At 73.2% G+C, this 6,000-nt stretch carries 7 protein-coding genes and 1 pseudogene; 5 read left to right on the top strand and 3 right to left on the bottom strand.

Going from position 1 to position 6,000, the window contains the following annotated elements; translation table 11 throughout:
• A pseudogene (locus tag ACLV7J_RS14625) lies at positions 1-141 on the bottom strand (photosystem II D2 protein (photosystem q(a) protein)); the annotation flags it as partial.
• A 234-nt stretch (positions 142-375) separates the two neighbouring features.
• Between ACLV7J_RS14625 and ACLV7J_RS14620 the strand changes: the two are divergent.
• Both ACLV7J_RS14620 and ACLV7J_RS14615 read left to right on the top strand, forming a co-directional pair.
• Entirely contained in the window at positions 376-951 is a 576-nt protein-coding gene (locus tag ACLV7J_RS14620) for a photosystem I assembly protein Ycf4 (protein ID WP_411869793.1), read from the top strand.
• 38 nt (positions 952-989) lie between these two features.
• Entirely contained in the window at positions 990-1,733 is a 744-nt protein-coding gene (locus ACLV7J_RS14615) for a peptidylprolyl isomerase (RefSeq protein ID WP_411869792.1), read from the top strand.
• Positions 1,734-1,753: 20 nt separating this feature from the next.
• On the opposite strand, the gene ilvN is transcribed toward ACLV7J_RS14615, so the two are convergent.
• Both ilvN and ACLV7J_RS14605 read right to left on the bottom strand, forming a co-directional pair.
• A complete protein-coding gene (gene ilvN / locus ACLV7J_RS14610) occupies positions 1,754-2,284 on the bottom strand; it encodes an acetolactate synthase small subunit (protein WP_255128739.1) in 531 nt (176 codons plus the stop codon).
• A 35-nt stretch (positions 2,285-2,319) separates the two neighbouring features.
• Positions 2,320-3,360, bottom strand: coding sequence for an alpha/beta fold hydrolase (locus ACLV7J_RS14605; protein WP_411869791.1), 1,041 nt, complete (start codon positions 3,358-3,360; stop codon positions 2,320-2,322).
• A 54-nt stretch (positions 3,361-3,414) separates the two neighbouring features.
• Between ACLV7J_RS14605 and ACLV7J_RS14600 the strand changes: the two genes are divergently transcribed.
• The 3 genes from ACLV7J_RS14600 to ACLV7J_RS14590 all read left to right on the top strand — a co-directional run bounded on the left by ACLV7J_RS14600 (position 3,415) and on the right by ACLV7J_RS14590 (position 5,980).
• Positions 3,415-4,743, top strand: coding sequence for a N2,N2-dimethylguanosine tRNA methyltransferase (locus ACLV7J_RS14600; protein WP_411869790.1), 1,329 nt, complete (start codon positions 3,415-3,417; stop codon positions 4,741-4,743).
• 71 nt (positions 4,744-4,814) lie between these two features.
• Complete coding sequence (gene petM / locus ACLV7J_RS14595; RefSeq protein WP_255128736.1) at positions 4,815-4,913, top strand: cytochrome b6-f complex subunit PetM; 99 nt, start codon at positions 4,815-4,817, stop codon at positions 4,911-4,913.
• A 104-nt stretch (positions 4,914-5,017) separates the two neighbouring features.
• Positions 5,018-5,980, top strand: coding sequence for an NAD(P)H-binding protein (locus tag ACLV7J_RS14590; protein ID WP_411869789.1), 963 nt, complete (start codon positions 5,018-5,020; stop codon positions 5,978-5,980).
• The last annotated feature ends 20 nt before the right edge of the window (positions 5,981-6,000 follow it).

The following is a 6,000-nucleotide window of genomic DNA, read 5'->3' as shown; positions in this document are numbered from 1 at the left end:
CCAGCCCCCCAGCGCCAGGTAGGCGGTGGGGAACAGCAGCAGACCCGACCAACCGACAAAAACGAAGCGGTCGCGCTTGAGCCAGTCATCGAGGACGTCGAACCATCCCCGCTGTGGCGCGCGCCCTACAGCGATCGTCATGAGAGCGGAATGAGCGGTGCGGAAAACCCGCGAGCTGAGGGTTACCGCGCGATCGTAACAACGTTCCCAGCCGCCGCGCGGGCGGCTTTGGCGCGCTGACACGGCCCGTCACCATTGGCGTTTGGGTATTAGTGCTCAGGCCCTCGACGGCCCCGGGCCCATGGGCGGCTTTCGCGTCCGGCAGGGCGGCGGCGGGGGGAGCGAAGATGGCAGCCCCCTGGCGTTTCGCCCCCCATGGCCTCCGTTCCCTCCGCCCAGTCCGCACCGGCTGCGGCTGCCCCGGTGGTGCTTGAGCAGGCGGTGCTGGGTTCCCGCCGCCTCTCCAACGTGCTGGTGGCCGCCGTGGTGAGTGCCGGCGGTATCGGCTTCCTGCTCACCAGCCTCTCCAGCTACCTGGGCCAGGACCTGCTGCCGATCGGCCACCCGGCCGCTCTGGTGTGGGTGCCCCAGGGCCTGGTGATGGGCCTCTACGGGGTGGCGGCCGTGCTGCTGGCCACGTATCTGTGGGCCGTGATCGGTATCGATGTGGGTGCCGGCTCCAACCGCTTCGACAAGCCGGCCGGCCGCCTGGTGGTGACCCGCCGCGGCTTCCGCCAGCTGATCCAGGTGGAGACGCCGCTCAAGGACATCCAGGCGGTGAAGGTGGAGGTGCGCGACGGCCTCAACCCCCGCCGCCGCCTGGCCCTGCGGGTGCAGGGGCGCCGCGACCTGCCCCTGACGCGCGTGGGCGAACCGCTCCCCCTGGTGGAGCTGGAGCGCGAAGGTGCCGAGCTGGCCCGTTTCCTGGGGGTGCCGCTCGAGGGCGTGTGAAGCCAGCCCGTTCCGCCCCCGCTCCGATGCCCATCCCCATGACCGCTACCCCCTCTCTCACGTTGCCCGCGCGGCTGCGCCGCTTCAGCCCCCTGGCCCTGGTGCTGGCCCTGCTGCTCAGCCCCCTGGGCCCGGTGGCCTGCGCCGCGCCCGGCCCCAGCTCCGACCTGGGCTGCGGCAGCGGCGGGATTCCCTGCCTGCAGGGCAAGGCCGTGGTGTCGCTGCTCACCAGCAAGGGCGAGGTGCAGGTGAGCCTCGATGGCAATGCGGCGCCGCTCACCGCGGGCAACTTCGTGGATCTGGTGCGGCGCGGTGTCTACAACGGCACAGTGTTCCACCGGGTGGTGAAGGAGCCCGCGCCCTTCGTGGTGCAGGGCGGCGACCCCCAGAGCCGGGATCCCAAGGTGCCGGTGGACCAGCTCGGCGGCGGCAGCTTCATCGACCCGGCCAGCGGCCAGCCCCGCTACCTGCCCCTGGAGATCGCCCTCAACGGCGAGGCCAAGCCCCGCTACGGCGAGGTCAGTGCCGGCCCCGATCAGCTCACCCGCGTGACGCTGCCCCACCAGCGCGGCGCCCTGGCCATGGCCCGCGCCGAGGACCCGAACTCCGCCAGTGCGCAGTTCTACATCGCCCTGCAGGCCCTGCCTGAGCTCGACGGCCGCTATGCCGTCTTCGGCCGGGTCAGCAAGGGCATGGATGTGGTGGATCGCCTCAACCAGGGCGACAAGCTGCTGAAGGCCACCCTGCTCTCGGGCGGCACCCTGGTGAAGGACAGGCCCTGAGGCCTGGCCTCAGCCGGGGTTCAGGCCGGCACCCGCTTCTCTGAGGCGGTGGTCTTGAGGTAGGCGGTGTTGACGCCGGAGGCCCGCTCCAGGGCCACCTTGCCGGTGCGGGCGATCTCGAGGATGCCGTAGCTCTGCAGCACCTGCTCCAGCGCCACGAGTTTGCCCGGGTCGCCCACCACCTCCAGGGTCAGGGCGGTGTCGGCCACGTCCACCACCTTGGCGCGGAACACCTGCACCAGATCGAGGATGGCGGAGCGCTGCTCCGGCGGCGCCGACACCTTGAGCAGCATCAGCTCCCGCTCCACCGAGGGGATGGCCGAGAGGTCGGTCACGGCGAGCACGTTGACCAGCTTGTTGAGTTGCTTGGTCATCTGCTCGAGGGTGTGGTCATCCCCTTCCACCACCATCGTGAGCCGCGAGGAGCCGGCGTCTTCAGCCGGGCCCACCGCCAGGCTCTCGATGTTGAAGCCGCGGCGGGCGAACAGGCCGGAGATGCGGCTGAGGGCCCCGGATTCGTCCTCCACCAGCACCGAGAGGGTGTGCTTCATGCCCGGCGGTGCCCTGACGTCGATCTGGGCCCAAATTACGCATCCGCCGGCGCCGGCTGGGGCTCCAGCTGGGCCAGCCACTGCAACAGGGTGCGGTTGAAGTGCTGCGGTGCCTCGTCGTGGAGGCAGTGGCCCAGCTGCGGCAGCACCTGCAGCTCCAGATCGGGCTTGTGGGCGGGCAGGCGGTGACGCACCTGCATCGGCACCAGCCGGTCGTGGCTGCCCCAGAGCACCAGCAGCGGCTGCTGCATCCGCTCCAGCAGCACCGCCGCGGTGGCGCCGCGGGGCCGCAGGGCCATGCCGATGCTCATCGCCCGCAGGGAGCGAGCGGCCGTGGGCCGCAGGGCCGGGCGGGCGATCAGGCGCCGCAGCTCGGTGTCAACGGCCCCCTGGTCCGCGTAGGCGGAGCGCAGACCCAGATCCAGCAGGGGTGTGCGGGCGATCAGGGGCAGCAGCAGCTCCAGGGGCAGCAGCCGGCACAGGCCCACCACCAGGCGCCGCTGCAGGTGCCTCCGCCAGGGTCGCCGCCGCTGCGCCACGGGCATCAGCAGGGTGGGATCGGGCAGCGGCGCCGCCACCACGCCCCGCACCCAGCTGGGGAAGAACACGGCGCAGCTCACCGCCACCAGGCTGCCGAGGGAGTTGCCCACCAGCACGGCCGGCCCGCCCACCACCTCGGCCAGGAAGGCCTGCACCTGGCGGGCCCAGAGGCGGTTGTCGAGGTGGCGGTGGCGGTGGTGGCCCGGCTGGGCCGAGGCGCCGAAGCCGATCAGGTCGATGGCGTACACGCACCAGCCCGCCGCCGCCAGGTCGGCGGCATTGCGGCGCCAGTGGCCGCTGGCGGCCCCGAAGCCATGCAGCAGCAGCAGCGGCGGATGGCGGGGATCCCCCAGCTGGCGCCAGTGGCAGGCGTGGCCGCGCCAGTGCCACTGGCCGTGCTCGCCCCACTGGGGGCCGTGGAGCGCCGGGGCGATCGGCCCGGGCACCGCAGCGGCCGTGGCCGGAGCGTTGGCGGCCGGGCCGGCGAAGGGGGCGGGCTGGGCGGTGATGGCGGCCGGGGCGTGGACGTTCTCCATCCTGCTGCCGCCCGCGGGCAGGCGGCGAGGCCGCCGGCGCTCGCGGCCAGCGGGATGACGGTGCTGCCGGTCGAGACCGCCGAGGCGCGGCCCCTCGGATCCGGCCGGCCAGGATGCGGTGCCAGCCGCCCGCCGCCGATGCCGCTGCACGCCGAGGGTGCCGTCCAGCTCGACACCGGCTCCGGCTTCTTCCGCCCCGACTCCCGCCCCGGCCGCGACCTGGGGGTGCTGCTGGCCCGCCACCTGGCCCAGGGCGCCGGCGGCGGGGCCGATCCGCCCGCGGCGGGCCTGCGGGTGCTCGATGCCATGGCCGGCTGCGGCATCCGCGCCCTCCGCTACGGCCTGGAGGCCGGCGCCACGGCGGTGTGGGCCAACGACGCCGACCCCGATCGCCTGCCCCTGCTGGAGGCCAACCTGGCGCCGCTGGCGCCTGCCGGCGTGGCGCTGCGGTGCACGGCCCTCACGGCCCAGAAGCTCCTCGCCGACTGCCTGCTGCGGGAGGAGCGCTTCGACCTGCTCGACCTGGACGCCTTCGGCTGTCCCACCCCGCTGCTGCCCCTGGCCCTGGAGGCCCTGGCCTTCGGCGGCGTGCTCTATCTGGCCAGCACCGACGGCCGCTCCCCCACCGGCCATGACCGGCCGGCGGCCGTGCGCTCCCTGGGGGCCGCCGCCCGCGCCCATCCCGCCAGCTGGGAGCTGGCCCTGCGCCTGCAGATCGGGGTGGTGGCCCGGGCCGCCTGGGCCTTGGGGCGTGGGGTCCGGCCCCTGTTCAGCTTCAGCGAGGGCCGCACCTTCCGCACGGCCGTTCAGCTGCTGCGCCGGCCGGAGAGCGGTGAGGAGCGTCGGCTTGGCCTGCTGGCCCACTGCCACGGCTGCGGCGAGCAGCTGGTGCAGCCGCTGCTGACCCTGCGCCAGTGGCCGGCCTGTGCCTGCCCGCTGGGAGCGGGCCTGGCGGCGGGCTCTGGCGCCGGTTCCGGGTCCGAAGCACCGCCGCTGGCGATCTCCGGGCCCCTCTGGCTCGGTCCGCTGCAGCATCCTCCAACCCTGGCCGCCATGGCCGAGCTGGAGCGGCGGGTCGTGGCGGACGGGGCTCCCGCCAGCCTGGGCCGGGCCGGGGCGCGGCTGCTGGAGGCGTTGCGCCGCGACCCTGGCGAGCCGGCCCGCTGCTGGCCCCTGGCGGAGCTGGCCCGGCGGCTGGGGGGCGGACCGCCGCCGCTGACGGCCCTGGTAGAGGCCCTGCGGGCGGAGGGATGGAGCGCCTGCCCGAGTGGCGTGATGGCGGGCCAGCTGCGCAGCGATGCCCCCTGGCCGCGGGTGCTGGCGCTGGCGGGCCGGATCACGGCGGCCCGGGTCGCCGGGGCTCCGAATCCCGCCAGCCCATGACAGGCCAGCCCGCGCGGCCCCGGGCCCCACGGCCGACACGCTAAATAGGTAGGCCGTTACGGCAAGCGGCCATGGCCTCTGAAATCTTCGGCACTGCGGCGATCTTCTGGCTGCTGATCCCCGTGGGCCTGGTGGGTGGCCTGCTGCTGCTCAAGCTCGAGGGCCAGTGAGCCTGAGGGCGCCTGGGCCCGTCCGCGCAACGCCCTTCCAGGGAGGTTGCCGACGCGCTGTAGCCAGGCGCACCTCTAGGCTCGGTCCTCACTGAGCGAGGGTCATGCGGGTTCTGGTCATCGGCGGAACGGGCACCCTCGGCCGTCAGATCGCCAGGCGCGCCCTCGACGCCGGCCACCAGGTGCGCTGCATGGTGCGCACCCCCCGCAAGGCGTCGTTCCTGCAGGAGTGGGGCTGCGAGCTCACCCGCGGCGACCTGCTGGAGCCCGACAGCCTCGACTACGCCCTCGAGGGCCAGGAGGCGGTGATCGATGCCGCCGGCACCCGGGCCACCGAGGGCGGCAGTGTCTACGACACCGACTGGACCGGCAAGCTCAACCTCTTCAACGCCTGCCAGCGGGCCGGTGTGAAGCGGGTGGTGTTCATCTCGCTGCTGGATGCCGAGAAGCACCGCGACGTGCCGCTGATGGACATCAAGTACTGCACCGAGCAGCTGCTGATCGACTCGGACTTCGACTACACGATCCTGCGCTGCGTGGCCTTCATGCAGGGCGTGATCGGCCAGGTGGCGATTCCGGTGCTGGAGAACCAGACGGTGTGGGTGAGCGGCACCCCCACCGCGATCGCCTACATGAACACCCAGGATGTGGCCCGCTTCGCGGTGGCCGCCCTGGAGCGCCCTGAGACCGTCCGCCAGGCCTTCCCGGTGGTGGGCCCCCGGGCCTGGAACACCGGCGAGATCACCCAGCTCTGTGAGAAGTACAGCGGCAAGTCGGCGCGGGTGTTCCGGGTGCAGCCCGTGCTGCTGCGGGCGATGCAGGCCGTGGCCTCCTTCTTCGAGCCGGCGGTGAACGTGGTGGAGCGCCTCGCCTTCGACAAGGTGACCGGCGGCGGCGTCAGCCTCGAGGCGCCGATGGAGGCCAGCTACGCGGCCTTCGGCCTCGACCCGGCCGAGACCACCCAGCTCGACGACTATCTCAAGGAGTACTACGACACGATCCTGCGGCGCCTGCGGGAGATGGAGGCGGATCTCGACAAGGACGCCAAGAAGAAGCTGCCCTTCTGAGGGCCGGTTGATCCCGGCCT

The sequence above is a fragment of the Vulcanococcus limneticus LL genome, from assembly GCF_943369875.1.
Classification (GTDB): domain Bacteria; phylum Cyanobacteriota; class Cyanobacteriia; order PCC-6307; family Cyanobiaceae; genus Vulcanococcus; species Vulcanococcus limneticus_A.
This window is presented reverse-complemented; position numbering and strand designations above follow the sequence as displayed.